The 25,609-nt window shown below is 67.3% G+C and carries 19 protein-coding genes; 10 read left to right on the top strand and 9 right to left on the bottom strand.

What is annotated here, in order from left to right; all coding sequences use genetic code 11:
• Positions 1 to 7: 7 nt before the first annotated feature.
• The 3 genes from XAN126_RS0113320 (at position 8) to XAN126_RS0113310 (ending at position 3,917) form a co-directional block, all read left to right on the top strand.
• On the top strand, positions 8 to 2,386 hold the full coding sequence (locus XAN126_RS0113320) for a xanthine dehydrogenase family protein molybdopterin-binding subunit (protein ID WP_024279081.1): 2,379 nt from the start codon (positions 8 to 10) through the stop codon (positions 2,384 to 2,386).
• Positions 2,387 to 2,395: 9 nt separating this feature from the next.
• Positions 2,396 to 3,196 carry a xanthine dehydrogenase family protein subunit M gene (locus tag XAN126_RS0113315; protein WP_024279080.1) on the top strand — a complete coding sequence of 267 codons (801 nt, stop codon included), beginning with the start codon at positions 2,396 to 2,398 and terminating at the stop codon, positions 3,194 to 3,196.
• A gap of 64 nt (positions 3,197 to 3,260) precedes the next feature.
• Positions 3,261 to 3,917, top strand: a complete 657-nt coding sequence (locus XAN126_RS0113310) for a TMEM175 family protein (RefSeq protein ID WP_024279079.1) — start codon at positions 3,261 to 3,263, stop codon at positions 3,915 to 3,917.
• Positions 3,918 to 3,996: 79 nt separating this feature from the next.
• Here the strand turns inward: XAN126_RS0113310 and XAN126_RS26355 are convergent, their stop codons facing one another.
• From XAN126_RS26355 to XAN126_RS27785, 5 genes are all read right to left on the bottom strand, one after another.
• Positions 3,997 to 4,338, bottom strand: a complete 342-nt coding sequence (locus XAN126_RS26355) for a hypothetical protein (protein ID WP_024279078.1) — start codon at positions 4,336 to 4,338, stop codon at positions 3,997 to 3,999.
• 167 nt (positions 4,339 to 4,505) lie between these two features.
• Positions 4,506 to 5,678 carry an isovaleryl-CoA dehydrogenase gene (locus XAN126_RS0113300; RefSeq protein ID WP_024279077.1) on the bottom strand — a complete coding sequence of 391 codons (1,173 nt, stop codon included), beginning with the start codon at positions 5,676 to 5,678 and terminating at the stop codon, positions 4,506 to 4,508.
• Between the two features lie 129 nt (positions 5,679 to 5,807).
• Positions 5,808 to 6,911, bottom strand: coding sequence for a serine/threonine protein kinase (locus XAN126_RS0113295; protein ID WP_051460601.1), 1,104 nt, complete (start codon positions 6,909 to 6,911; stop codon positions 5,808 to 5,810).
• A gap of 9 nt (positions 6,912 to 6,920) precedes the next feature.
• Positions 6,921 to 8,366, bottom strand: a complete 1,446-nt coding sequence (gene trmFO / locus XAN126_RS0113290) for a methylenetetrahydrofolate--tRNA-(uracil(54)-C(5))-methyltransferase (FADH(2)-oxidizing) TrmFO (protein ID WP_024279075.1) — start codon at positions 8,364 to 8,366, stop codon at positions 6,921 to 6,923.
• Positions 8,367 to 8,559: 193 nt separating this feature from the next.
• A complete protein-coding gene (locus XAN126_RS27785) occupies positions 8,560 to 8,721 on the bottom strand; it encodes a DUF1127 domain-containing protein (RefSeq protein WP_081762634.1) in 162 nt (53 codons plus the stop codon).
• 311 nt (positions 8,722 to 9,032) lie between these two features.
• Between XAN126_RS27785 and XAN126_RS27185 the strand changes: the two genes are divergently transcribed.
• Complete coding sequence (locus tag XAN126_RS27185) at positions 9,033 to 9,749, top strand: FkbM family methyltransferase (RefSeq protein WP_024279074.1); 717 nt, start codon at positions 9,033 to 9,035, stop codon at positions 9,747 to 9,749.
• 30 nt (positions 9,750 to 9,779) lie between these two features.
• Here XAN126_RS27185 and uvrA read toward each other — a convergent pair whose 3' ends face one another.
• Positions 9,780 to 12,917, bottom strand: coding sequence for an excinuclease ABC subunit UvrA (gene uvrA / locus XAN126_RS0113275; RefSeq protein WP_024279073.1), 3,138 nt, complete (start codon positions 12,915 to 12,917; stop codon positions 9,780 to 9,782).
• Positions 12,918 to 13,360: 443 nt separating this feature from the next.
• Here uvrA and ssb point away from each other — a divergent pair, with 443 nt between their 5' ends.
• The 5 genes from ssb to recQ all read left to right on the top strand — a co-directional run bounded on the left by ssb (position 13,361) and on the right by recQ (position 21,379).
• Positions 13,361 to 13,924: a single-stranded DNA-binding protein gene (gene ssb, locus XAN126_RS0113270; RefSeq protein ID WP_024279072.1), complete on the top strand. Its 564-nt coding sequence runs from the start codon at positions 13,361 to 13,363 to the stop codon at positions 13,922 to 13,924.
• Between the two features lie 337 nt (positions 13,925 to 14,261).
• The gene (gene gyrA / locus XAN126_RS0113265; RefSeq protein ID WP_024279071.1) at positions 14,262 to 17,021 is read left to right on the top strand and encodes a DNA gyrase subunit A; all 2,760 of its coding nucleotides are present in this window, start codon (positions 14,262 to 14,264) and stop codon (positions 17,019 to 17,021) included.
• 40 nt (positions 17,022 to 17,061) lie between these two features.
• Entirely contained in the window at positions 17,062 to 17,673 is a 612-nt protein-coding gene (locus XAN126_RS0113260; RefSeq protein ID WP_024279070.1) for a LysE family translocator, read from the top strand.
• A 511-nt stretch (positions 17,674 to 18,184) separates the two neighbouring features.
• Positions 18,185 to 19,465, top strand: coding sequence for a glycoside hydrolase family 75 protein (locus tag XAN126_RS27180; protein WP_024279069.1), 1,281 nt, complete (start codon positions 18,185 to 18,187; stop codon positions 19,463 to 19,465).
• An 84-nt stretch (positions 19,466 to 19,549) separates the two neighbouring features.
• The gene (gene recQ / locus XAN126_RS0113250; RefSeq protein ID WP_024279068.1) at positions 19,550 to 21,379 is read left to right on the top strand and encodes a DNA helicase RecQ; all 1,830 of its coding nucleotides are present in this window, start codon (positions 19,550 to 19,552) and stop codon (positions 21,377 to 21,379) included.
• A gap of 180 nt (positions 21,380 to 21,559) precedes the next feature.
• Here the strand turns inward: recQ and XAN126_RS0113245 are convergent, their stop codons facing one another.
• Positions 21,560 to 22,444 carry an ATP-binding protein gene (locus XAN126_RS0113245; protein WP_024279067.1) on the bottom strand — a complete coding sequence of 295 codons (885 nt, stop codon included), beginning with the start codon at positions 22,442 to 22,444 and terminating at the stop codon, positions 21,560 to 21,562.
• Between the two features lie 235 nt (positions 22,445 to 22,679).
• Here XAN126_RS0113245 and XAN126_RS0113240 point away from each other — a divergent pair, with 235 nt between their 5' ends.
• A complete protein-coding gene (locus tag XAN126_RS0113240; protein WP_024279066.1) occupies positions 22,680 to 23,333 on the top strand; it encodes a hypothetical protein in 654 nt (217 codons plus the stop codon).
• 9 nt (positions 23,334 to 23,342) lie between these two features.
• Here XAN126_RS0113240 and XAN126_RS0113235 read toward each other — a convergent pair whose 3' ends face one another.
• Positions 23,343 to 24,161 carry a sulfite exporter TauE/SafE family protein gene (locus XAN126_RS0113235; RefSeq protein WP_347881343.1) on the bottom strand — a complete coding sequence of 273 codons (819 nt, stop codon included), beginning with the start codon at positions 24,159 to 24,161 and terminating at the stop codon, positions 23,343 to 23,345.
• Positions 24,162 to 24,313: 152 nt separating this feature from the next.
• Positions 24,314 to 25,303, bottom strand: coding sequence for a tRNA dihydrouridine(20/20a) synthase DusA (gene dusA, locus XAN126_RS0113230; RefSeq protein ID WP_081762633.1), 990 nt, complete (start codon positions 25,301 to 25,303; stop codon positions 24,314 to 24,316).
• Positions 25,304 to 25,609 lie beyond the last annotated feature (306 nt).

The following is a 25,609-nucleotide window of genomic DNA, read 5'->3' as shown; positions in this document are numbered from 1 at the left end:
GATCCCGATGAACGCCAGCGTTTCCAGCTCCGTCACGCCCATCGGCGCCGCGGTCCGGCGCAAGGAAGACCACCGCTTCATCACCGGCAAGGGCCGCTACACGGACGATCTCGACCGTCCCGGGCAGACCTACGCCTATTTCGTCCGCTCGCCCTATGCCCACGCCCGCATCCGCCACATCGACGCCACCGCGGCGAAGGCCATGCCGGGCGTGGTGGACGTGCTCACCGGCGCGGACATCGCCGCCGACGGCTTGGGCGACCTCATCTGCGGCTGGATGATCCATTCCAAGGATGGCAGCCCCATGAAGATGGGCTCCCATCCGGCGCTGGCGAAGGAGAAGGTGCGCTATGTGGGCGACCACGTGGCCGTCGTCATCGCGGAGACGCTGAACCAGGCGAAGGACGCCGCGCTGGCGGTGGAGGTGGAATACGAGCTTCTCCCTGCCGTTGCGGACCTCGCCACGGCCACGGACGGCGAGCAGATTCACGAGTGCGCCCCGCGCAACACCGCCTTCGAGTGGGAGCTGGGCGACAAGGCTGCCACCGAGGCGGCGTTCGCCCGCGCGGCGAAGGTGACGAGCATCGATATCGTCAACAACCGCCTCGCCCCCAATGCCATCGAGCCCCGCGCGGCCATCGGCGAATATGATTCCGGCGACGAGGCCTTCACCCTCTGGACCACCAGCCAGAACCCGCACGTCGCACGCCTCGTGCTCTCCGCCTTCGTTGGCATCGCGCCGGAGAACAAGCTGCGCGTCATCGCCCCTGATGTGGGCGGTGGCTTCGGCTCCAAGATCTTCATCTATGCGGAGGAGACGGTCTGCGCCTGGGCGGCGAAGAAGGTGGGCCGGCCGGTGAAGTGGACGGGGGATCGCTCCGAGGCCTTCCTCTCCGACGCCCACGGGCGCGACCACATCACCCATGCCGAATTGGCGATGGACGAGGCCGGGCACATCATCGGCTTCCGGGTGCACACCCGCGCCAACATGGGCGCCTATCTCTCCACCTTCGCCTCCTCCATCCCGACCTATCTCTATGCGACCCTCTTGTCGGGCCAGTACGCCATCCCCGCCATCTATTGCGAGGTGGACGCCGTCTACACCACCACCGCCCCGGTGGACGCCTATCGGGGCGCCGGGCGGCCGGAGGCGACGTTCCTTCTGGAGCGCATCGTGGAGAAGGCGGCGCGCGAGCGCGGGGAGGACCCGGCCGAGTTCCGCCGCCGCAACTTTATCAAGTCCTTCCCGCACCAGACGCCCGTCATCATGTGCTACGACGCGGGCGATTACGTCGCCTCCCTCGACAAGGCGCTGGAGGTGGCGGACTACAAGGGCTTCCCGGCCCGCCGCGCCGAATCCGAGCGCAACGGCAAGCTGCGCGGCATTGGCCTGTCCGCTTACATCGAGGCTTGCGGCATCGCTCCTTCGGCGGCTGTGGGCTCGCTCGGCGCCGGTGTCGGCCTGTGGGAAAGCGCGGAAGTGCGCGTGAACCCCACGGGCAATGTGGAGGTGCTCACCGGCTCCCACAGCCATGGGCAGGGGCACGAGACCACCTTCGCCCAGCTCGTCTCCGCCCGCCTCGGCATCCCCATCGATCAGGTGAGCGTGGTGCACGGCGACACCGACAAGGTGCAGTTCGGCATGGGCACCTACGGCTCGCGCTCCGGCGCGGTGGGCATGTCGGCCATCGTGAAGGCGCTCGACAAGGTGGAGGCCAAGGCGAAGAAGATCGCCGCCCACATGCTGGAGGCCTCGGAAGGGGACATCGAGTTCAAGGACGGCAAATTCACCGTCGCCGGCACCGACCGTTCGCTGGCCTTCGCCGAGGTGGCCCTCAACGCCTATGTGGCGCACAAATTCCCCACCTCCGAGATCGAGCCGGGGCTGAAGGAGGGGGCCTTCTACGATCCCACCAACTTCACCTTCCCCGCCGGCTGCCACATCTGTGAGCTGGAGGTGGACCCGGAGACCGGTGTCGTCGAGATCAAGTCCTTCGTCGCCATCGATGATTTCGGCGAGATCATCAATCCGATGATCGTCGAGGGGCAGGTGCACGGCGGCATCGGGCAGGGCATCGGCCAGGCGCTGATGGAAGGAGTTACCTATGACGAGGACGGCCAGCTCGTGACCGGCTCCTACATGGACTACACCATGCCCCGCGCCGGCGACCTGCCCTCCTTCACGGTGGGCATGACGCAGACCCGCTGCCCCTCAAACCCGCTCGGCATCAAGGGCTGCGGCGAGGCCGGAGCCATCGGCGCGCCGCCCGCCGTCATCAACGCGCTCACCAACGCGCTCGGCACCGAGGACGTGCCCATGCCCGCCACGCCCTCCAGGGTGTGGGCCATCGCGCAGGCGCGCGCTTCCCGTCTTGCTGCGGAATAGGAGGACGCCATGTACGCCTTCGACTATCAGCGTCCCGACGCCATCGACGCCGCCGCCGCGCTGCTCTCCGCCGATCCGGAGGCCAAGGCGCTGGCCGGCGGGCAGACCCTGCTGCCGACCCTGAAGCAGCGCCTCGCCCAGCCGACCGCGCTGGTGGACCTCTCCCGCATCCCGGAGCTGTCCGGCATCTGCACAACCACGGAGGGCGTCTCCATCGGCGCCATGACCCGCCATGCGGATGTCGCCGCTTCCGAACTGGTTCGGGCCGCCATCCCGGCGCTCGCGGACCTTGCCGGCATGATCGGCGACGTGGCGGTGCGCAACCGGGGCACCATCGGCGGCTCCCTCGCCAATGACGACCCGACCGCCGACTATCCCGCCGCCGTGCTCGCGCTCAACGCCACCGTGGTGACGGACCGCCGCTCCATCGGCGCGTCCGATTTCTTCCGCGGCCTGTTCGAGACGGCGCTGGGAGAGGGGGAGATCATCACCCGCGTGGACTTCCCCAAGGTGGAGAAGGCCGGCTACGCCAAGTTCCGCAACCCGGCTTCGCGTTATGCCATGGCCGGCGTGTTCGTGGCCAAGACGGCGGCCGAGGTGCGGGTGGCGGTGACGGGGGCTGGGCAGTCCGGCGTGTTCCTGTGGACCGAGGCGGGGGACATCCTCGGCTCGGATTTCACCGTCCAGGCGGTTTCCGGCCTCGCGCTTGACCCGTCGAACCTCATGAGCGACCTGCACGGCAGTGCGGAGTATCGCGCCCAGCTTGCCAAGGTGATGCTCAAGCGGGCGGTTGGCGCCATCTCCGGGTGACAGCGGCACGCTCCGGCTTAAGGCGAAGCGGCGGCGATGAGCCGTCGCGCCGAGGCCGGGCATCATGAGCTCCGAACAGCAATTCACCGCAGATGCCACGTCAGATCCGGCGGGCCGCCCCCTCCGGCGCGGCCGTTTCCCCAAGGCGCGCGTGGATGCTCTGAGCGACGGCATCTTCGCCTTCGCCATGACCCTGCTGGTGCTGGACATCCGCCTGCCGGACGACCTTCCGCTCACCTCGGCGGCGGAACTGACGGCACATCTGGTCTCGCTGTCGCACCAGATGCTGACCTATGTGATTTCCTTCTTCGTCCTCGGCGCTTTCTGGCGCAGCGGCATCGAGATCCGGCCCTCCAGCGAGACCGTGGACCGGCACACGGTGCGCCTTGCGCTGCTGTTCCTGTTCTTCGTCACCACCGTGCCGTTCTCGTCGGGGCTGGTGGGGCGTTATGGCGGGCTGGCGCCGGCGGTGGTGGTCTATGCGGGCAACATGACCATGCTGGCCGTTCTGACCATCGCCATCCGCTATCTGGACGTGGAGCCGCGCCACCGATCGCTGCGAAGCGCCGCCGGCGGCGTGCTGCCGCTGTTCATTGCGACCGCGATTCTCTCGGTGCTCATCAGTCTCGTCGCGCCAGGGCAGGGGATGTATGCCTACCTGCTCAACGCGCTGGCGCGCCTGCCCTTCTGGCCGCGCGGCGGCTACGGCGAACCGGACTGACCACAAAAAGAAAGGCCGGCGCAGAGGATGCCCCGCGCCGGCCTCTCATTCAATCACGTGGCGATCACTTCACGCGCGATCACTTGACGCCGATGACGCCGCCCACGGCACCGCCGACCGCGCCGACCGTGCCGCCGACGACCGCGCCCACCGGGCCGGCGGCCTTCTCGCCTTCCCGGGCGCCCTGCGCCGCGCCGGTACCGGTGCCCTTGACGCCGCCGGCGACACCGCCCGCGACCGCACCGCCCACACCGCCGACCGTGCCGCCGACGCCAGCGCCCACCGGGCCAGCCGCCTTATCACCGGCCGAAGCGCCGGCATTGGCGCCCTGCTCGGCACCCTTCACCACGCCCTGCGCGAAAGCGGCGGCGGGGGCCAGAGCCAGAGAGAGAGCGGTAGCGGCCAGAATGATCTTCTTCATGGCATTCCATCCTTCGGTTCGTCACTTCGACAGGCGACGGGAGCCGTTGCTTCCGCCGCCGAGCGCGCGACCGTGGGGCGTCGTGGTGCGCAGACCCGCCCCTACGATAATCCGCCGGTCGACCTCCCGCCAGACACGCTGACGGGAGCTTCGCCGCAGCGGCGGTATCAGGCGGTCTTGTCGAAAAGCTGGCGGCCGATGAGCATCCGCCGGATTTCGCTGGTGCCGGCGCCGATCTCGTAGAGCTTGGCGTCGCGCAGCAGGCGGCCGGTGGGATAATCGTTGATGTAGCCGTTGCCGCCGAGGGTCTGGATGGCTTCGAGCGCCATCCAGGTGGCCTTTTCTGCCGCGTAGAGAATGGCGCCGGCCGCATCCTCGCGGGTGGTGGCGCCGCGGTCGCAGGCCTTTGCCACGGCGTAAACGTAGGCCTTGGTGGCGTTCATGGTCACGTACATGTCGGCGATCTTGCCCTGCATCAGCTGGAAGGTGCCGATGGGCTGGCCGAACTGCTTGCGCTCGTGGACATAGGGCAGCACCACGTCCATGCAGGCCTGCATGATGCCGGTGGGGCCGCCGGCCAGCACCGCGCGCTCATAGTCGAGCCCGCTCATGAGAACGTTGACGCCCTTGCCCACGGCGCCCAGTACGTTCTCCTCCGGCACTTCGCAATCCTCGAACACCAGTTCGCCGGTGTCGGAGCCGCGCATGCCCAGCTTGTCCAGCTTCTGGGCGGTGGAGAAGCCCTTGAAGCCCTTCTCGACGAGGAAGGCGGTCATGCCCTTCGGGCCGGCGGCGGGGTCGGTCTTGGCGTAGACCACCAGTGTCTCGGCGATGGGGCCGTTGGTGATCCACATCTTGGAGCCGTTGAGGACGTATCGGTCGCCCTTCTTTTCCGCGCGGGTGCGCATGGAGACGACATCCGAGCCCGCGCCCGGCTCGGACATGGCGAGCGCGCCCACATGCTCGCCGGAGATGAGCTTGGGCAGGTACTTCGCCTTCTGCTCCGGCGTGCCGTTGCGGCTGATCTGGTTGACGCAGAGATTGGAGTGCGCGCCATAGGAGAGCCCCACCGAGGCGGAGGCGCGGGAAATCTCCTCCATGGCGATGACGTGCTCGAGATAGCCGAGGCCGGTGCCGCCATATTCCTCTTCCGCCGTGACCCCGAGCAGGCCCAACGCGCCGAGCTTGGGCCACAGGTCGCGGGGGAAAAGGTTGGTCTTGTCGATCTCGGCGGCGCGTGGGGCGATCTCGGCCTGGGAGAAATCGCGCACAGTGTCGCGCAGCATGTCGGCGGTTTCGCCGAGGTCGAAATCGAAACCCCCGGGGGCGTTCGGCAGCATGGTCACATCCTCCCTCGCTCCCCGGATTCTCATGCGCGGTCGCGGCCGCCGCCGGGAAGTAGGATCTAGAATAAAACGGTTGTCCGTTTAATCAATGGGCCGTGCAGGGTCCGCGCCGCACAACTTTCGTCAGGCGGCGGGACGGGTGATGCGGTCGGTGAGGTTGAGCCGGCCGCGGGCGATGTCCACCACCTGAAGGCGCACGGCCTCAGAGCCGGCGAGCTGGTCCAGCATCTCGATCTGGTTGCGGGCAATCAGCAGCAGCAGGTCGTCGCGCACCGCCCCGTCCGGGCCCTTGGGCAGGGCTGCGACGATCTGGAGGTGATCGAGGTGGGGCCGGTCGGGCAAGGCGGTCGCGAGATGGGCGCGCAGGGCATCCGCCGTCACCGGCGTGGAAGACGCGACGAAGGCGTAGAGGCCCACCTTGCCGCCCAGCGTCTGGAAGTCCGACATGTGCACCTCAGCCACCGCCGGATGGCTGGCGAGGGCTTCGGCGATGCGCGGCCCCACCTGCGTCACCCGGGGGCCGCGGCCCTCGGTGTCGGAATAGGACATGAGCCGCCGCGTGACGAAGCGGTAGACCTTCTTGCCGGTGGCCATCCACACGCGGGTGGGCAGGCTCTTGGTCGCCAGCACCTTCTTCTCGCGCGGGGTCAGTTGGTCCGGGCAATAGGTGCGCTTGTGCTTGAGCAGGTGGCGCAGATCCTCATAGGCCAGCACGCGGCCGAGCTTGGAGCGCCGGCTGAAGGGCAGGGCCAGCTGGAAATCCATCAGCCACGCCTCGCCGTCCGCCCCGCGCAGCCAGTTCTGCTGCTTGGCGAGATCGTTATGGACGTAGCCGGCGCGGTGCAGCGTCAGCAGCGCGGAGCGGGCGGAGTGGAAGAAGTGCATGTCGCCGGCCGGCCGGGCGATCTGCAGCGGCGCCCCGTCGATCCAGCCGCGCACCAGGAAGCGCTTGCCGACGGCGAGCAGCGGCGTGGTGACGCCGGTGCGCGTCACCTTCTCCAGCGCGTGAATCTCGTGGGCGGCGAGCTGGTAGGCGATGGGCGCGAACCACAGCGAGACGTCGTTCCAGCGCCGGCGCACGGCGGGCCATTCCCGGCCATGGCGGTCGGTCCAGGTGCCGCGCTCCACGGTGGAGAAGACATCGCGCTTCAGCACCGTATCCACGGCGAAGCGGGCCGGGTCGGCATCATATTCCAAAGGCGGCGGCGTAACGGAATGGCGCGGCATCCGGGCCTCTTAAGCCGCCTCTGGCGGGCTGTCGAGCCAGCCCATGATGTCGGCGAGCGCCCGTGCGGCGAGCGCCTTCTTCTTGGCGAGGGTCTTCTCCGCCCCGCGCAGGCGCTTGCCGGCCTCGCCCTTGGGGGCCTCGGCGAGCGGGGGGAACAGGCCGAAATTCACATTCATGGGCTGGAAGGAACGAGGGCCGCCCTCGGCCTCCGCCTCGATATGCCCGCCGGTGATGTGGGCGAGCAGCGCCCCGTGGGCTGTGGTGAGCGGCGGCAGCGGCGCGTCCAGCCCAAGCCGCTCGGCGGCGGCGAAACGTCCGGCCATGAGGCCGACCGCTGCGCTCTCCACATAGCCCTCGCAGCCGGTGATCTGGCCGGCGAAGCGCAGGCGCGGATCGGCCTTCAGGCGCAGCGTGCCATCCAGCAGGCGCGGGGAATTGAGATAGGTGTTGCGGTGGAGGCCGCCGAGCCGGGCGAACTCCGCATTTTCCAGCCCCGGGATGGTGCGGAACACGCGGGCCTGCTCGCCATGGCGCAGCTTCGTCTGGAAGCCCACCATGTTGTAAAGCGTGCCCAGCTTGTTGTCCTGCCGCAGCTGGACGATGGCATAGGCCTTCACGTCCGGCGCGTGGGGATTGGTGAGGCCCACCGGCTTCATGGGGCCGAAACGGAGAGTCGCGCGGCCGCGCTCGGCCATCACCTCGATGGGCAGGCAGCCGTCGAAATAGGGGGTCTTGGCCTCGAAGTCGCGCAGCGGCGCCTTGTCGCCGGCGATCAGCGCGTCGACGAAGGCGTTGTACTGCGCCTCGTCCATGGGGCAGTTGATGTAGTCCGCGCCGGTGCCGCCCGGCCCCGCCTTGTCGTAGCGCGACTGGAACCAGGCCTTGCCCATGTCGATGCTGTCGAAATGGACGATGGGCGCGATGGCATCGAAGAAGGCGAGGGCGCTTTCGCCGGTGAGGCCGAGGATCGCCTCGGCCAGCGCCGGGGAGGTGAGGGGGCCGGTGGCGAGGATCACGTTGTCCCACTCGGCCGGGGGCAGGCCGGTGATCTCCTCGCGACGGATCTCAATGAGCGGGTGCTGCTCCAGTGCGGCGGTGACGGCGCGGGAGAAGCCCTCCCGGTCCACCGCCAGCGCGCCGCCGGCCGGCACCTGATTGGCATCCGCCGCCTTGAGGATCAGCGAGCCGGCGCGGCGCATCTCAGCATGGAGCACGCCGACCGCATTGCCTTGCGGATCATCCGAGCGGAAGGAATTGGAGCAGACGAGCTCCGCGAGGCCTTCGGTGAGGTGGGCCTCGGTGCCGCGCACGGGCCGCATCTCGTGAAGCACCACGGGAATGCCCCGCGTGGCCAGCTGCCAGCTCGCCTCCGAGCCCGCGAGCCCTCCGCCGACCACATGGACGGGTGCGACATTATCGCCATTCGGACGGTCGGGCCAAAAAGTGTCAGGCATCGCGGCTCCAGTGCGCCGCCGGCAATCGGGGGCACCCGGCGGGACAAGCGGTGTGCCACACGCGCCGCCGGGACTTCAACCCTCAGCGCCTGTCGCGCCCGTGGAGCGGGCCCAAAAACGAAAATGGTCCCCTGAGGGACCATTCTCCGGTGCCGGCCCGAAGGCCGGCTCAGCCATGGCGACACGCCTGAAATCAGGCGGCAGCCGAAGCGTGGCGGGCAACGGCCCGGATTTCGCTGCGCGACACGTTGATGTCGGCGAGAGAACGATCGTCGAGGCTGGACAGCTCGGCAACCGTGCGGTTGTAGACCTGCCAGCGGCGGAACTGGCGAGCCAGGATACCCCAGAGCAACATGTTACTTCTCCTCTTGCGGGTCCACCTTGCGGCGACTCCACTTGCTGACAGCAACATATGCCCTCATGCTGCATCGCCATAGAAGCGTCGATGCATTGCAGCAATGCAACCCGTGCATGGAGCGAGCCACTGCTCGTTAACCGGAAGGAGCGTGTTGCAATGCTGCATTGCAGGTCCTTGGGCGAGCACTCGTTATGGGCGGTACTCATCTGCCGTCCTGATGCTATATCCAACTTGAGCGGGCGGGGGCCTTCTCAGCGCGCCGTCAGCGATGGTGCGCTGCGTGTGCGTAGGTCGCATGGGGGCATGCAATGAACATGGCGAACGCCACCGGTCTTACCGGGCAGGCGATCTATACCGCCCAGGAAGAACGCGGACTGACGTCCCGCTTCCTCGGGCCGACCGGGGTCTTTGTGGAGGTGGGGGCGTACGACCCGGTCTTTCAGAGCCAGACGCTGCATCTGGAACTCACCGGCTGGACGGGCCTGCTGGTTGAGCCGGTACCGGAATTCGCCGAAAACCTGCGACGCGCGCGTCAGGCTCAGGTGGTTCAGTGCGCCTGTGTCGCACCCGAGGCGGCGGGGACCGGTCGCGTGGCCCTGCTGGAACGCCGGGGCAGCAGCACCATCGTCTTCAATCCGCGCAAGGTGCGGCCGGAGGACATGGTGATCGAGGTGCCGGCCGCGACCCTCGACTCCGTTCTTGAGGGCGCCGGCGTCTCCACCATCGATTTCCTCTCGGTGGATGTGGAGGGGGCAGAGCCCGACGTCCTGAAGGGCGTGACGCTCAGCCGCTTCCAGCCGAAGCTCGTGGTGGTTGATGACCGCGAGCGGTTCGGCGAGACCTGCGCCGTGATGCGCCAGGGCTATTATCATCTCGTCCGGCGCACCGGCAACAACGCGTGGTTCGTGCCGCAGGAGACCGCCCGACATCTGAGCGTGCGCGCTCGAGCACAGCTGATGTGGACCTACGGCATCGGTCGCCTGCTCCGCCGCCGCATGCGCCCAGGCGCCGCCCGCTCGGCCTGAGCCGGCGGGCGAAAGGCGCGGGAGCCTTTCCTACTCGGCGGCCTGCCGACGCCGGCGTCCGCGCGCGACACGCGGCGCATCGGACGCTTCCGCCGAGGCGGCTTCTTCCATCACGACGGCAGGGGCGTCCGCCACGGAGGCCGGCGCTCCGTCCTCGGCCTTTTCCCCGGCTGTCGGACGGCGTGCGGCTTTCCCGCGCGCGGCCCCGGCCGGCTTGGCCTCCTTGTCAGCGTCCTTATCAGCGTGCTTGTCGGCAAGTGCCTTCCGGCTGTCCGCGAACGGACGGCGGGCGAGCACCTCTGCCAGGAAGTGGCCGGTGTGGGAGCGCTTGTCCCGCGCCACCGTCTCGGGCGTGCCCGCAACCACGATCTCGCCGCCGCCGTCACCACCTTCCGGGCCGAGGTCGAGAATCCAGTCGGCGGTCTTGATGACTTCGAGATTGTGCTCGATCACCACCACCGAATTCCCTTGCTCCACCAGTTCGTGCAGCACCTCCAGCAGCTTCTTCACGTCGTGGAAGTGCAGGCCGGTGGTGGGCTCGTCCAGGATATAGAGGGTGCGCCCGGTGGCGCGGCGCGACAGCTCCTTGGAGAGCTTCACCCGCTGCGCCTCGCCGCCCGAGAGCGTGGTCGCCTGCTGGCCGACCTTCACGTAGTCGAGGCCGACGCGGTGCAGCGTCTCCAGCTTCTCGCGCACGGAGGGGACGGCCTTGAAGAATTGCGCCCCCTCTTCCACCGTCATGTCGAGCACGTCGGCGATGGACTTGTTCTTGAAGGTGACTTCCAGCGTCTCGCGATTGTAGCGCTTGCCCTTGCAGACATCGCAGGTGACGTACACGTCCGGCAGGAAGTGCATCTCGATCTTGATGACGCCGTCGCCTTGGCAGGCCTCGCACCGCCCGCCCTTCACGTTGAAGGAGAAGCGCCCGGCGCCATAGCCCCGCGCCTTGGCCTCCGGCAGGCCGGCGAACCACTCGCGGATGGGCGTGAAGGCGCCGGTATAGGTCGCCGGATTGGACCGCGGGGTGCGGCCGATGGGCGACTGGTCGATGTCGATCACCTTGTCGAGGTGTTCCAGCCCCTCCAGCTTGTCGAACGGGGCAGGGGCCTCGGAGGCGCCGTTCAGCCGGCGCGCGACCGCCTTGTAGAGCGTGTCGATGAGCAGCGTGGACTTGCCGCCGCCCGACACGCCGGTGATGCAGGTGAACAGGCCGAGCGGGATTTCCGCCGTCACGTTCTTCAGGTTGTTGCCGCGCGCGCCCGAGAGCTTGAGTATGCGTTTGGGGTTCGGCTTGCGCCGCGCCGGCACGCCGACGCTCAATTCGCCGGTGAGATAGCGGCCGGTGAGGGAGGCGGGATTGGCTAGGATTTCCGCGGGCGTGCCCTGCGCCACGATCTCGCCGCCGTGGATGCCGGCGCCCGGCCCCACGTCCACCACATGGTCGGCGGCGAGGATGGCGTCCTCGTCATGCTCCACCACGATCACCGTGTTGCCAAGGTCGCGCAGGTGCTTCAGCGTGCCGAGCAGCCGCTCGTTGTCACGCTGGTGCAGGCCGATGGAGGGCTCATCCAGCACGTACAGCACGCCGGTGAGGCCGGAGCCGATCTGCGAGGCGAGGCGGATGCGCTGGCTCTCGCCGCCGGAAAGCGTGCCCGAGGAGCGCGCCAGCGTGAGGTATTCCAGCCCCACGTCCAGCAGGAAGCGCAGCCGCTCGCGGATCTCCTTCAGGATGCGCCCGGCAATCTCGTTCTGCTTGTCGGTGAGTTGGGCCGGCAGGCTCTCGAACCATCCGGCCGCGGCACGCACCGAGAGCTCGCCAATCTCGCCGATGTGCCGCCCGGCGATCTTCACCGCCAGCGCCTCGGGCTTCAGCCGGTAGCCGTTGCAGACCTTGCAGGGGACGGTGGAGAAGTATTTGGAAATCTCCTCCCGCGCCCAGTCGCTGTCGGTCTCCTTCCAGCGCCGGTCGAGGTTGCGCACCACGCCCTCGAAGGTCTTCGAGGTCTCGTAGGCACGCATGCCGTCGTCATACTGGAAGGTGATCTTCTCGCTGCCTGAGCCGAACAGCAGCACCTCCCGCGCCTTCTCCGGCAGGTCGGCGAAGGGGACGTTCAGCTTGAACTGGTAGTGTTTCGCCAGCGCGTCCAGCGTCTGCCCGTAATAGGGCGAGGTGGACTTGGCCCAGGGCGCGATGGCGCCCTGCTTCAGCGAGCGCGCCTTGTCCGGCACCACCAGATCCGGGTCGATGGTCTGCTCCACGCCGAGGCCATCGCAGGCAGGGCAGGCGCCGAAGGGGTTGTTGAAGGAGAACAGCCGCGGCTCGATCTCGGAAATCGTGAAGCCGGACACCGGGCAGGCGAACTTCTCGGAGAAGATGATGCGCCGCGGATCGCCCGCCTCATCCTTCTCGTCGGCGAACTCCGCCACAGCGATTCCGTCCGCAAGGCCCAGCGCGGTCTCGAAGCTGTCGGCGAGCCGCTGGGCAAGGTCCGCGCGCACCACGATGCGGTCCACCACCACGTCGATGTCGTGCTTGAACTTCTTGTCGAGGGCCGGCGCTTCGGCGATCTCGTGGAAGGTGCCGTCGATCTTGACCCGCTGGAAGCCCTTCTTCATCCACTCGGCCAGTTCCTTGCGGTACTCGCCCTTGCGGCCGCGCACCACCGGCGCGAGGAGATAGAGCCGCGAGCCCTCCGGCAACGCGAGGGTGCGGTCCACCATCTGGGAGACGGTCTGGCTCTCGATGGGCAGACCCGTGGCCGGGGAGTAGGGCACGCCGGTGCGCGCCCACAGAAGGCGCATGTAGTCGTAGATCTCGGTGACGGTGCCGACCGTGGAGCGCGGATTCTTCGAGGTGGTCTTCTGCTCGATGGAAATGGCCGGCGAGAGACCGTCGATCTGGTCCACGTCCGGCTTCTGCATCATCTCCAGGAACTGGCGGGCATAGGCGGAGAGGCTTTCCACATAGCGCCGCTGGCCTTCCGCATAGATGGTGTCGAAGGCCAGAGAGCTTTTGCCCGAGCCGGACAGGCCGGTGAACACCACCAGGCTGTCGCGGGGAATTTCGAGGTCCACGTTCTTGAGATTGTGCTCGCGCGCGCCGCGCACCGAGAGGGTGCGGGCATCGCGGCGCGGGATGGGACGCGGGGAGGCTGCGCGATCAGACATGGACATCCGCTGGCGCCTGCGGCGCAAAAAGGGGTCGGGGCCTGAGAAACGATCGTGCCGCCCTTGCAGCGGCGAGCACGCCAGCGGCCGGAAAGCCGCGCAGCGCGCCGGGGAACGTGCTCATGAACTCTCGGAAATGTAGTGAACCTTGTGCGATGCGGAAGAGAACATAATGCGAACTCCAAAGGGCGCCACCCAAAAAGAGCGGGGCGACTCGGATAGAGCGCGCCGATGCTCTTGCCAGTCTGGGGGAAGTCGGTTAGGAACACAACGTGAACATTTAAGCCATGAGCTGTTACGCATGGCGGCCAGCGGCGGTTCATCATGGGGATAAAGCCGCGTCGGGGGTCGCATGGCCCGGCGGGGACGGTAGGGTGCGGGATTCGCGGCGCGTCGCAATGGCGGCCTGCGGAACGGCGGAACACGGCACGAGGGAGAGCGGGATGGCCGGCAGCGTCAACAAGGTGATCCTGGTCGGCAATCTGGGCCGCGACCCGGAGGTCAAGTCGTTCCAGAACGGCGGCCGCGTCTGCAACCTGTCCATCGCCACGTCCGAGAACTGGCGCGACAAGGCCTCGGGCGAGCGCCGCGAGCGCACCGAGTGGCACCGGGTGGTGATCTTCAACGAGAATCTCGTGGGCGTCGCCGAGCGTTTCCTGAAGAAGGGCTCCAAGGTCTACATCGAGGGCCAGCTCGAGACCCGCAAATATGAGAAGGACGGCCGCGAGACCTACACCACCGAGGTGGTGCTGCGCCCCTATCGCGGCGAGCTGACCCTGCTCGACGGCCGTGAGGGCGGCGGCGCCGGCTCCGGCGCGGACGAATATGGCGGTGGCTCCGACTTCGGCTCGGCCAGCCCCATGGGCGGCGGAGGCGGCAGCTTCGGCGGCTACAGCGGCGGCGGTTCCAGCGGCGGGCGCCGTCCGGCACCGGCTGGCGGCGGATTGGGCGGCGGTTCGGGTGGTGGACGCCCCGCGGCCGATCTCGACGACGAAATCCCGTTCTGAGGCGCGCCTTCGGATTTGAGGACGGGGCGGCGCGGCCGGTCTTGGTGCTGGCCGCCCTAGCTTTGTTGCTGATCGGCTCACGGAAAGTCGCCGCCTGCGCATGGCGCGGGCGGGCTTTTGTCGTGCCGTCGCAGGCCCCGTTTCCGGCCGCTTCAGGCGGCGTTCGCGGGCCCATCTGACGCAAAACCGACAAATTGTCCGGCGACCTGCGAGATGGTCCGCATAACCCATTGATTTATATAGTGTAAATTTACGTCCGCCAACGGGGTTTTGCTGGCGTCGCAGGGGTGAATCGGCTAGAAGGAAGCACCTCACCAATCCATGCGAGTGCTGACTTTTGGCCGATTCCGAAACGCCGAAGACTGGTGGCGAGCCGCCGTCCGACATCCGGCCCGTTTCCATCACGGAGGAGCTGTCCCGCTCCTATCTCGATTATGCCATGAGCGTCATCGTCGCCCGGGCCCTGCCCGACGTGCGCGACGGCCTCAAGCCCGTGCATCGGCGCATCCTGTTCTCCATGCATGAGAACGGGTACGAGTGGAACAAGCAGTACCGCAAGTCGGCCCGCGTGGTCGGCGACGTGATCGGTAAATACCATCCCCACGGCGACCAGTCGGTTTATGACGCGCTGGTGCGCATGGCCCAGACCTTCGCCATGCGGCTCCCGCTGGTGGACGGCCAGGGTAATTTCGGCTCGGTGGACGGCGATGCCCCAGCGGCCATGCGATACACCGAGGTGCGCCTCGAGAAGGTGACCAACACCCTTCTCGACGACCTCGACAAGGAAACCGTCGATTTCCAGGAGAATTACGACAATTCCGAGCGGGAGCCGACCGTCCTCCCAGCCAAGTTCCCGAACCTCCTGGTCAATGGCGCCGGCGGCATCGCGGTCGGCATGGCCACCAACATCCCGCCGCACAACCTCGGCGAGATCATCGACGTCACCGTCGCGCTGCTGGACGACCCGCTGCTGGAGCCCGAGGCGCTGCTCGACCTGCTGCCCGGCCCGGACTTTCCCACCGGCGCGCTGATCCTCGGACGCACCGGCATCCGCCAGGCCTATCTCACCGGCCGCGGCTCCATCCTGATGCGCGCGAAGGTCGCCATCGAGCACATCCGCAAGGACCGCGAGGCCCTCATCGTCACCGAGATTCCCTATCAGGTGAACAAGGCGACGATGATCGAGAAGATCGCGGAGCTGGTGCGCGACAAGCGGGTGGAGGGCATCTCCGAGATCCGCGACGAGAGCGATCGCGACGGCATGCGCGTGGTCATCGAGATCAAGCGCGACGCCCAGGCCGACGTGGTGCTGAACAACCTCTACCGGCTGACGCTGCTGCAGACCTCCTTCGGCGTGAACATGGTGGCGCTCTCCGGCGGCAAGCCGGGCATCCTCACCCTGCACGATGTGCTGACTGCCTTCATCGCGTTCCGCGAGGAGGTCATCAGCCGGCGCACCAAATTCCTGCTGCGCAAGGCGCGCGACCGGGCGCACGTGTTGGTGGGCCTCGCCATCGCCGTCGCCAACATCGACGAGGTGATCCGCCTCATCCGCACCGCGCCGGACCCGGCGAGCGCCCGCGAATCCCTGATGGGCCGCGACTGGCCGGCGAAGGACATGGCCCCGCTCATCGCCCTCATCGCCGATCCGCGCCACAAGCTGAAGGAAGACGGCACGTATCGCCTCTCCGAGGTGCAGGCCCGCGCCATCCTCGACCTCAGGCTCCAGCGGCTCACCGCCCTCGGCCGCGATGAAATCGCCGACGAACTGGATAAGCTCGCCGCCGAGATCGCCGATTATCTCGAAATCCTCGCCAGCCGTCCGCGCATGCGGGCGATCATCCGGGACGAGTTGCTCGCCATCAAGGCGGAGTTTGGCACGCCCCGGAAGACCGAGATCGTCGAGGGCTTCGGCGATCTGGAAGACGAGGATCTGATCCAGCGCGAGGAGATGGTCGTCACCGTCTCCCATGCCGGCTACATCAAGCGCGTGCCGCTCTCCACCTATCGGGCGCAGCGGCGAGGCGGCAAGGGCCGCTCGGCCATGCAGACGCGGGACGAGGATTTCGTCACCCGCCTGTTCGTCGCCTCGACCCACGCACCGGTGCTGTTCTTCTCCTCCAAGGGGCAGGTCTACAAGATGAAGGTGTGGCGCCTGCCGCTGGCGGCGCCGCAGGCCCGCGGCAAGGCCCTCATCAACATCCTGCCGCTGGAGCAGGACGAGCGCATCACCTCCGTCGTTCTCCTGCCGGAGGACGAGGGCGAGAACCAGCGCCTGCAGATCATGTTCGCCACCACCGGCGGCACCGTGCGGCGCAATGCGCTCACCGATTTCCAGCAGGTGAACCGCAACGGCAAGATCGCCATGAAGCTCGCCGAGGGCGAGGCTATCGCGGATGTTGGCCTGTGCACGGAGGAGGACGACGTGCTCCTCACCACGGCGGCCGGCGCCTGCATCCGCTTCCCCGCCACCGAGGTGCGCCTGTTCAAGGGGCGCGACAGCGTGGGCGTGCGGGGCATCCGACTGGAGGATGGCGACAGCGTCATCTCCATGGCCATCATCCGCCATGTGGACGCCGATGCCGAGCAGCGGCTCGCCTACATCAAGATGCGCCGCGCCCTGCGTGGCGAGGCGGGCGAGAGCGCCGAGGTGGAGCAGGAGGAGGGCGCCAGCGGCTCCGGCCAGCTCAGCCAGGAGCGCTATGCCGAGATGGGCGCGAAGGAGCAGTTCATCCTCACCGTCTCCGAGAACGGCTACGGCAAGCGCACCTCGTCCTACGAATATCGTGTCACCGGCCGCGGCGGTAAGGGCATCGTCGCCATGGCGGTGAACGAGCGCAACGGCCGCCTCGTCGCCTCCTTCCCCGTGGAGGATGCCGACCAGATCATGCTCGTCACCGACGGCGGCCAGCTCATCCGCTGCCCCGTGGATGGCATCCGCATCGTCGGCCGCGCCAGCCAGGGCGTCATCGTTTTCGACACGGCGGAAGGCGAGCGCGTGGTCTCGGTGGAGCACATCAGCGAGGACACCGGCGCCGAGGGTGAGGCGGGCGAAGGCGGCGCGGAAGCCGCCGGAGACGACACGCCGGAGGCCTGAGCCGCGAGCGGGCGGGCCCTCGGTCGGAGGAGCGCAAGTGATGATCTCGGCCGAAAGCCTCGCCCTGTTCGTGCTCGCCTGCATCGCCCTGGGGGCGACGCCGGGGCCGAACGTGGCGCTCATCGTCGGCACCAGCCTCAAGCACGGGCGGCAGGCGGGCATTCTCACCGCCATGGGCGTCAATGTGGGCCTCATCGCCCAATTGGCTCTGGTGGCGGGGGGCCTCGCTTATGTGGTGGAGGCCTTCTCCCGCCACTTCGATCTCGTGCGCTATGCCGGTGCCGCCTACCTCGTTTGGCTTGCGGTGATGCAGTGGCGCAGTGCCGGCAAAGCGGTGGATGCGCCCACACCTTCCGCCCATGCCGCCTTCGGGCGCGGGCTCGCTGTGGCCTTCGCCAATCCGAAGACCCTGCTGTTCCACGCGGCCTTCCTGCCGCAATTCGTCACCAACACGGCCGATCCCGTGCCGCAGATCGCGCTTCTGGCGGCGATCTTCGCGGTCATCGCGCTGGTGGGCGACATGCTGTGGGCGGTGGTGGCGGACAAGGCGCGCGCGGCGCTGAAGGGCCGCTTCACGCTGTTGGCGGACCGCGTGTCCGCCGGCATCCTCGTCGGCGGTGCGGCCCTGCTGCTGGCGGCGGGACGCCGCTGACGGGATCCAACGGGCGCCCTGCGGCCCAAATTTGATTGTATAAATTTTATACACAACCATTGATCGCAGCTCGCCTTCTGCTACCTTGAGACATCGATTGTTTCGATGTGCTGCCAAGAGGTATCCACACCCCATCGCCTGGCAACAGCGATGATCCGGGTTTGCATCTGGACCTTCATTCTCCTCCCAGACTGTCACTTTGACTTCGGCTATGCGCCGCGGCAGCGGATATGCGTGCCGATTAAGGCTTCATGGCCATCTTCGCTGCGCCTCTGCAATGGTCAGCGGGCGCATATGTAATCAGAAGCGCTCTGGCGTGATGACGACTGATTTTATTCGCGCATTTACTTATTACATGCCGATGCGTTCGATTAGGACGCAAAATAATAGACACCATATATTGAGGCGAGTTTAGATACGAAATTCTCTGTTATGCCAATAACTCGCATTGTCCGTGCAGAGTATATTATATCGCTCGGCCAAAGCTGTGAATAAACAAAATGGGGGCATCATGTCTACAAAGATCAATGATCTGGTCGAGCCGTTTCGTGAGCCGGTCGCGCAGCTCTTGGCCAATTGCGAGGCGCGCGGCATCCGCATGGTGCCGACGGAAACGCTCCGAACACCATGGCAACAGGCCATCTATTGGCGCCAGTCGCGCTCCATCGTCGAGATCAGGGCCGCGGTCGCACAGTTGAGGGCCGAAGGCGCGCCTTTCTTGGCTGAGGTGATCGAGGCGGTAGGGCCGCGCAATGGGGATGAGGTGACGAGGGCGTTGCCCGGAAACAGCTGGCACCAATGGGGTGAAGCCATCGACTGCTTCTGGGAGGTGGACGGCAAGGCCGAATGGTCAACGGTGAAGAAGGTGAACGGCCTCAACGGCTACAGCGTCTATGCAGATGAGGCGGCGAAACTGGGCCTCGATGCTGGCCTTAAATGGTCGTCCTTCAAGGATGCGCCGCATGTGCAGATGCGCTCCGTCGCCAACCCGAAAAGCTCCGGCCTGACCTGGGCCCAGATCGACGCCACCATGAGGGAGCGCTTTGCGAGCGGGGACACGCTCCTTCGAGCGAGCGTCTCGCTCGATGCCGCCACGGCTTCTCCCGAGCCGCTGAGTCTGTCCTATGTGGGTCCCGGCGGCTGGCGCGTGTTCGAGACCACCGACGTCCAGTCGATCGTGTTCCGCGCCAAGATGGCCATCGATGCGGATGGTGCGCCGAAGGCCTATCACAGCAACAATGCCGTAGCGCTGGACTATCTGGCCAATGCCGGGCGGCCGGGCAACTGGTGGGCTCTCGTGACCAACGCGAACGGCGTGCCGCGTGTTCAGGATGCACGCGATCCGGCCCAAGGCTATTTCGTCTCCAAGACCGCCCTCGTCTACGACGATACGGATCCGGCGAGGCCGGAGCACTATGTGGATGCAGCGAAAGTCCCCTTCTTCGTGCTGCCCGGTGGTCGCTACAAGAGTTTTTCCAAGGATACGCCGATCCGCCTCGGTGACGTGGGCGTCGCCTACAACCTGAAGACCAAAAAGATGAGCTACGCCATCTTTGCGGACATCGGCCCGGGGGACAAGATCGGCGAAGGCTCCATCGCGCTCGCCAACGCGCTCGGGATCAACGGAGACCCCAAGTCCGGCGGCGTCGAGGACCGGCAGGTCCTCTATCTGGTCTTCCAGGGATCGGGCCGTGGCTCGGCCATGACGCTGGCCGAATTGAACGCGACAGCAAAGCCCCTGTTCGATCGCTGGGGCGGCGTGGCGCGGATGGAGGCCTATGGCGGGATCTAGCCGGTCCGGCGCGATCCTGCCGTTTCCTGCCCGGCGCGGCGCCACCCCGCATTGCCCGGCGAGGGCAGGGGGCTATAAGGCCCCATGTCCTCTACGCCCCCCGCTACCCTTCATGATTCCGCTCCGCTCGAGGTCCTGCGCCACGTCTTCGGCTACGAGGCGTTCCGCGGGCGGCAGCGGGATATCGTGGAGCATGTGGTCGCCGGGGGCGATGCCCTCGTGCTCATGCCCACGGGCGGCGGAAAATCCCTGTGCTATCAGGTGCCGGCCCTGGTGCGGCCGGGCACGGGCATCGTCGTCTCGCCGCTCATCGCGCTGATGCACGACCAGGTGCAGGCCCTGCGGCAGCTCGGCGTGAAGGCGGCCATGCTCAATTCGTCGCTTGCTCCGGGCGAGGGGCGGCAGGTGGAGCGGGCGCTCGCCATGGGCGACCTCGATCTCCTTTATGTGGCGCCCGAGCGGCTGCTGACGGACGGCTTCCTCCATCTGCTGGACGGCGCGCGCATCTCGCTGTTCGCCATCGACGAGGCCCATTGCGTTTCCCAATGGGGGCACGATTTCCGGCCCGAATATCGCCAGCTCACCATCCTGCACGAGCGCTATCCCGGCGTGCCGCGCATGGCGCTCACCGCCACGGCGGACGGGCCGACCCGCCGGGAGATCGTGGAGCGGCTCAATCTGGAGGAGGGGCAGGTCTTCCTGTCCTCCTTCGACCGGCCGAACATCCGCTACCGCATCGCGCCGAAGGCCAATCCGCGCGTGCAGCTGAAGGCCTTCCTCGACGCCCATGATGGCGAGGCAGGCATCATCTATTGCATGAGCCGGGCGAAGGTGGAGGCGACCGCCGAGATGCTCTCCACCGAGGGCCGCACGGCGCTGCCCTACCACGCCGGCCTCGACGCCGACACCCGCGCCCGCCACCAGGACCGCTTCCTGAAGGAGGAGGGGGTGGTGATGGTGGCGACCATCGCCTTCGGCATGGGCATCGACAAGCCGGACGTGCGCTTCGTCGTCCATCTCGACCTGCCCAAGAGCATCGAGGCCTATTATCAGGAAACCGGCCGCGCCGGCCGCGACGGCCTGCCCTCCGAGACGCTGCTGCTGTACGGCGTGGAGGATGTGGCCAAGCTCATCCAGTTCGTGGACGGCTCGGACGCGCCCGAAGCCCGCAAGCGCGTGGAGCGCAGCAAGCTCGATGCGCTGCTGGGGCTCGCCGAGACCGCCTCCTGCCGGCGGCAGGTGCTGCTGAAATATTTCGAGGAAGACCTGCCGCAGCCGTGCGGCAATTGCGATACCTGCCTCGATCCGCCCCGCACCTTCGACGGCACCGAGGCGGCGCAGAAGCTGCTCTCCTGCGTCTATCGCACCGGGGAGCGGTTCGGCGCCGGCCATGTCATCGACGTGCTGCGCGGCGAGGCCAACGACAAGGTGACCAAGTTCGGCCACGACAAGCTCTCCACCTTCGGCATCGGCGACAATTTCTCGCGCGATGAATGGCGGGCCGTAGTCCGCCAGCTGGTGGCCATGGGCTATCTCTGGGTGGACGTGGAGGGCCACGGCAGCCTCGGCCTCACCGAGAAATGCCGGCCTGTGCTGCGCGGCGAGGAACGGGTGGAGCTGAAGGCCGAGGCCCGCCCCCGCGCCGCCCGCGTCACCGGCGGCGGGCGCGGCCCCTCCGCCGCTCTGGCCGATCCGGCCGACGAGGCGCTGTTCCAGAAATTGAAGAAGCTCAGGCTGGAGCTGGCGCGGGCGCAGGGCGTGCCGCCCTACGTCATCTTCCACGACACCACCTTGATGGCCATCGCTGAACTTAAGCCCACCTCCATGAAGGCGCTGGGCATGATCTCCGGCATCGGCGAGGCCAAGCTGATGCGCTACGGCCAGCAATTCCTGGCGGTGATCGCCGAGGGGTGAGGCCAAGATCTCCCTTCCCTCCAAGATCTCCCCTCTCCCCTTGCGGGAGAGGGGTTGGGGGGGAGGGGGTGGTCGGGCTCGGGGAAGCATTGGGACAAAGGGCGCCGTACCCCTCACCCCGGCCCTCTCCCGCAAGGGGAGAGGGCGCACGGCAGAGGTCGTCCGACGCAGGCCGCCGCCTTACGCCGCCTTCAGCGCCACCCCCAGCCGGCCGGCGAGATCCTGCACGAACTGGTAGGCGGTGCGGCCGGAGCGGGCGCCGCGGGTGGTGGCCCATTCGAGCGCCTTCGGCCGCCACTCCTCCTCCGTCGCCGGAATGCCGTGGTGCTCCACATAGGCGGCGACCATGGCGAGGTATTCGTCCTGGCTGCACTTGTGGAAGCCGAGCCACAGGCCGAAGCGATCGGAGAGTGAGACCTTCTCCTCCACGGCCTCGCCGGGATTGATGGCGGTTGAGCGCTCATTGTCCATCATGTCACGCGGCAGCAGGTGGCGACGGTTGGATGTGGCGTAGAAGATCACATTGTCCGGCCGTCCCTCGATGCCGCCTTCCAGCACCGCCTTCAGCGACTTGTAGGACGTATCGTCGGAATCGAACGAGAGATCGTCGCAGAAGACGATGAAGCGGTGATGGGAGCCGCGCACCAGGCCCATCAGGGCCGGCAGGGTCTCGATGTCCTCGCGGTGGATCTCCACCAGCTTCAGGCGCGCGCCATCATCGGCCAGAGACCGGTTGATGGCGGCGTGGGAGGCCTTCACCAGCGAGCTTTTTCCCATGCCGCGCGCGCCCCAGAGCAGCGCATTGTTGGCCGGCAGGCCGCGGGCGAAGCGCTCGGTGTTCTCCACGAGCTGGTCACGCACCCGGTCGATGCCCTGCAAGAGGTCCATCTCCACCCGGTTCACCCGCGGCACCGGCTCGAAGCGGATCGGGTCGGTGTGCCAGACGAAGGCGTCGGCCGCCTCGAAATCCGGTGTGGGCACCGCAGGCGGGGCCAGGCGCTCCAGCGCTCCGGCGATGCGGGTGAGCAGATCGAGCGTCGCGCTCGAAAGATCCGGCTGTGTCATTATCATCCTCCCGCGCGGGGGATTAGGACGCGGCTGGCCCGGCGGCAAGGCGGCCCGGCGCGCGTGTGGCGCAAAAGCCATGCGGCGCGCGCATGATGGGGACGACGCCGCAGTGCAACAATTCCGCCTTAACTTCTCCCCATCCATCCTCGACCAAGCAAGCCGAGAGGAACGGTAGCCGCGTGCGCGGTCCCCGTTCCGGTGCCCCACCCTCTGCCCCGGGAGGTCGAGAACCATGGCGATCCGCCGCCCCCTCACGCGCTCCGCGCTTCTGCCGGCGCTGCTTTCTCCGCTCTTCGCCGCCGCGCCGGCGCTTGCCGACGGAACGGAGGCGAAGACGGCCCTGAAGGCGGACGGCTCGACCTCGCTGACCTATTCGACGCCCGTGCAGGACTATGGCGCGGTGGTCGGCCTCGACCTCTCCGCCACCGGATCGAGCGTGGCGCCCACGGTCGGCCAGAGCGCGGACGGCCTCGGCGGCACTGCCTATGCGAAAGTCACCGTCTCCCGCCTGCCGGACTGGATGGTGTGGGAGAAGGGCACGTTGAACGTCTCCGTCGATCCCAACGATGCGGCGAGCAAGTTCGCCACCACCTTCGAGCGCACCATTCCCCTGACCAGCAGTCTCGCGGCGACGCTGGCGGATACCTATCAGGTGAAGGCCGGGTCGCAGGCGTGGGAGACGGACAAGTCGCTCAGCCTCAAGCTGACGGATATGGGCACCACCTTCGCCGTCTCGACCAAGGCGATGAGCAATTCATCCCAGCTTCTGCCCACCGTGAGCGCCCAGCAGCAGCTCGCGCCAGACCTCACGGTGACCACTTCCGTGGCCGATACCGGCTCGGCGCTGAACAAGAGCATCACCGCCGGCTTCACCCACCGCTGGTGAGGCGCCGCCTCAGCCTTTTATGATGGCGATGAGGAAGCGCGCACCGATCAGCAGCAGGAACAGGCCGAAGCCGATCTCCAGATGGCGGCGGCTCAACCGGTGCGCGAGCCGCGCCCCATAAGGCGCCACCAGCGTCGCCACCGGGGCGATGCACAGGAACCCGATGACCGAGACATAGCCGATGGACAAGGGCGGTAATTCGGAGAGGTGCGGCCAGCCGGCGATGGCATAGCCGATCACTCCCGGAATGGGGATGATGACGCCGATGCCGGCCGAGGTGGCGACGGCGGCGTGGATCGGCACGCCGTAGAGCAGCAGGATGTTGGTGGAGATGCCCCCACCCGAGATGCCCACCAGCGATGACGCGAGGCCGATGAAAAATCCGTAGAAGCGCATCACCGCGGAAGAAGGCAGGTGGTCGGAGATACGGATGTCGTTGCGGCCGATGAGGCTCTTCAGGCCGAGCAGCGACACCACAGCCACGAACACCGCCTGCAGCACCCAGCCCGCCGCCACCGCCGCGATGGCGCTGCCCGCTATGATGCCGATGATGGCCGGGATGCGCCATTTCGCCAGCACGCCGGGCAGCGATGCGCCCTTGGCGATGTGGGTGCGGTGGGAGGCCATGGCGGTGGGGATGATGATGGCGAGGGAGGTGCCGACGCACAATTGCATCCGCACGCTGTCGTCCACCCCGAGGAAGCCGAAGACCTCGTACAGCACCGGCACGATGACGCCGCCGCCACCAATGCCGAAGAGGCCGGCGAGCAGGCCCGTGAGCAGGCCACCGGCCAGCATGGCGGCGACGAGCAGGACGAGCTCCTGCACGGGAACGTTCGAAAACATGAGCGGAACCGAAGGCTTGCGGGCGGACAGGGGACGAGGAGTGGCCCGGAATTCGGCATATGTCCACTGTGCCGGCCGCATGACGCCGGCGAGAGCTGCGCTATTCACGCAACTCCGCAGGAATTGCCGCCTCGTCAGGCAGCCTGCAGGTCGCGGCGGCGCACCTCGTCCACAGCGCCGCGCAGCACATCGAGCCCGGCGCCGGGGATGATGGCCTCGGTGGAGAGGCGGCGGCGGAAGATGCGCGCGCCCTTCTTGCCGCCGAACAGGCCGAGCATGTGGCGGGTGATGTCGGACAGCCGGCCGCCGGCTTCGAGGTGGCGGGCGATATAGGGCTCGAACGCCTCGATGGCCGCGAACGTGTCCTCGTGCGGGGCCGGGACGCCGTGGAGGGTGGGGTCCACCTCCGCCAGCAGCTCCGGCGTATGATAGGCGGCGCGGCCGAACATGATGCCGTCGAGCCCGTCCGCCTCGGCGAGCCCCTGCGCGAGGTTTTCGAGGCCGCCGTTGAGCGCCACCGGAACGTGCGGCAGGCGGGCCTTCAGGCGGCGCACGCGGTCATAGTCGAGGGGCGGGATGTCCCGGTTCTCACGCGGGGAAAGGCCGTTCAGCCACGCCTTGCGGGCGTGGACGATGAGCCCGTCGCAACCGGCCGCCAGCACAGCGTCGGCCAGGGTGTCGAGGGCTTCCTCGGGGTCCTGGTCGTCCACGCCGATGCGGCATTTCACGGTGACGGGGAGGGCGACGGCGCCCTTCATGGCGGCGACGCAGTCGGCCACCACCTGCGGCTCCCGCATGAGGCAGGCGCCGAAATTGCCGCCCTGCACCCGGTCGGAGGGGCAGCCCACGTTGAGGTTGATCTCGTCATAGCCGAAATCGGCGCAGATACGCGCCGCCTGCGCCAAAAGCGCCGGATCACTGCCGCCCAACTGAACCGCAACCGGATGCTCGACCTCTGAAAACCCGAGCAGCCGCGCCCGGTCGCCATGGATCACGGCCGGTGCCGTCACCATCTCCGTATAGAGCAGCGCATGGCGCGAGAAGGTGCGGTGGAAGGCCCGGCAATGCCGGTCCGTCCAATCCATCATGGGCGCCACGGAAAATTCGAGCGTCTTGGAAGTCATTGATACGACGTTTGTCCTTAAAAATCATATTGCGAATGTTGAGCAACATGATGCGTTTCGTTGTAAAACCGTCAATATCCCCGCTCGTTCTCGCCTGCTGTCTATCACAATGTGATGGATAGGCTGGGCATGTGATAGATGGGTACGATTGTCGAGCGCAAGCGCAAGGACGGAAGCACCGCATTCATGGCGAAAATCATACTCGCCAGAGCCGGCGCTGTGTATCGCGAGACCAAGACATTCGACAGGCGGCCCGCCGCTGCGTCATGGATCAGGAAGCGGGAAGCGGAGCTTAAGGAGCCGGGC

The sequence above is a fragment of the Xanthobacter sp. 126 genome (genome assembly GCF_000526175.1).
Lineage (GTDB): Bacteria > Pseudomonadota > Alphaproteobacteria > Rhizobiales > Xanthobacteraceae > Xanthobacter > Xanthobacter aminoxidans.
This window is presented reverse-complemented; position numbering and strand designations above follow the sequence as displayed.

What these genes read in the sequence shown, in the direction of transcription:
- XAN126_RS27180 (WP_024279069.1), top strand. Translation starts at nt 18,185, where the DNA reads ATGTCTACAAAGATCAATGATCTGGTCGAGCCGTTTCGTGAGCCGGTC.
- uvrA (WP_024279073.1), bottom strand. Translation starts at nt 12,917, where the DNA reads ATGTCTGATCGCGCAGCCTCCCCGCGTCCCATCCCGCGCCGCGATGCC.
- XAN126_RS0113320 (WP_024279081.1), top strand. Translation starts at nt 8, where the DNA reads ATGAACGCCAGCGTTTCCAGCTCCGTCACGCCCATCGGCGCCGCGGTC.
- ssb (WP_024279072.1), top strand. Translation starts at nt 13,361, where the DNA reads ATGGCCGGCAGCGTCAACAAGGTGATCCTGGTCGGCAATCTGGGCCGC.
- XAN126_RS0113245 (WP_024279067.1), bottom strand. Translation starts at nt 22,444, where the DNA reads ATGACACAGCCGGATCTTTCGAGCGCGACGCTCGATCTGCTCACCCGC.
- XAN126_RS0113315 (WP_024279080.1), top strand. Translation starts at nt 2,396, where the DNA reads ATGTACGCCTTCGACTATCAGCGTCCCGACGCCATCGACGCCGCCGCC.
- XAN126_RS27185 (WP_024279074.1), top strand. Translation starts at nt 9,033, where the DNA reads ATGAACATGGCGAACGCCACCGGTCTTACCGGGCAGGCGATCTATACC.
- dusA (WP_081762633.1), bottom strand. Translation starts at nt 25,303, where the DNA reads ATGACTTCCAAGACGCTCGAATTTTCCGTGGCGCCCATGATGGATTGG.
- XAN126_RS26355 (WP_024279078.1), bottom strand. Translation starts at nt 4,338, where the DNA reads ATGAAGAAGATCATTCTGGCCGCTACCGCTCTCTCTCTGGCTCTGGCC.
- XAN126_RS0113260 (WP_024279070.1), top strand. Translation starts at nt 17,062, where the DNA reads ATGATCTCGGCCGAAAGCCTCGCCCTGTTCGTGCTCGCCTGCATCGCC.
- XAN126_RS27785 (WP_081762634.1), bottom strand. Translation starts at nt 8,721, where the DNA reads ATGTTGCTCTGGGGTATCCTGGCTCGCCAGTTCCGCCGCTGGCAGGTC.
- XAN126_RS0113295 (WP_051460601.1), bottom strand. Translation starts at nt 6,911, where the DNA reads ATGCCGCGCCATTCCGTTACGCCGCCGCCTTTGGAATATGATGCCGAC.
- XAN126_RS0113240 (WP_024279066.1), top strand. Translation starts at nt 22,680, where the DNA reads ATGGCGATCCGCCGCCCCCTCACGCGCTCCGCGCTTCTGCCGGCGCTG.
- trmFO (WP_024279075.1), bottom strand. Translation starts at nt 8,366, where the DNA reads ATGCCTGACACTTTTTGGCCCGACCGTCCGAATGGCGATAATGTCGCA.
- XAN126_RS0113300 (WP_024279077.1), bottom strand. Translation starts at nt 5,678, where the DNA reads ATGCTGCCGAACGCCCCCGGGGGTTTCGATTTCGACCTCGGCGAAACC.
- recQ (WP_024279068.1), top strand. Translation starts at nt 19,550, where the DNA reads ATGTCCTCTACGCCCCCCGCTACCCTTCATGATTCCGCTCCGCTCGAG.
- XAN126_RS0113310 (WP_024279079.1), top strand. Translation starts at nt 3,261, where the DNA reads ATGAGCTCCGAACAGCAATTCACCGCAGATGCCACGTCAGATCCGGCG.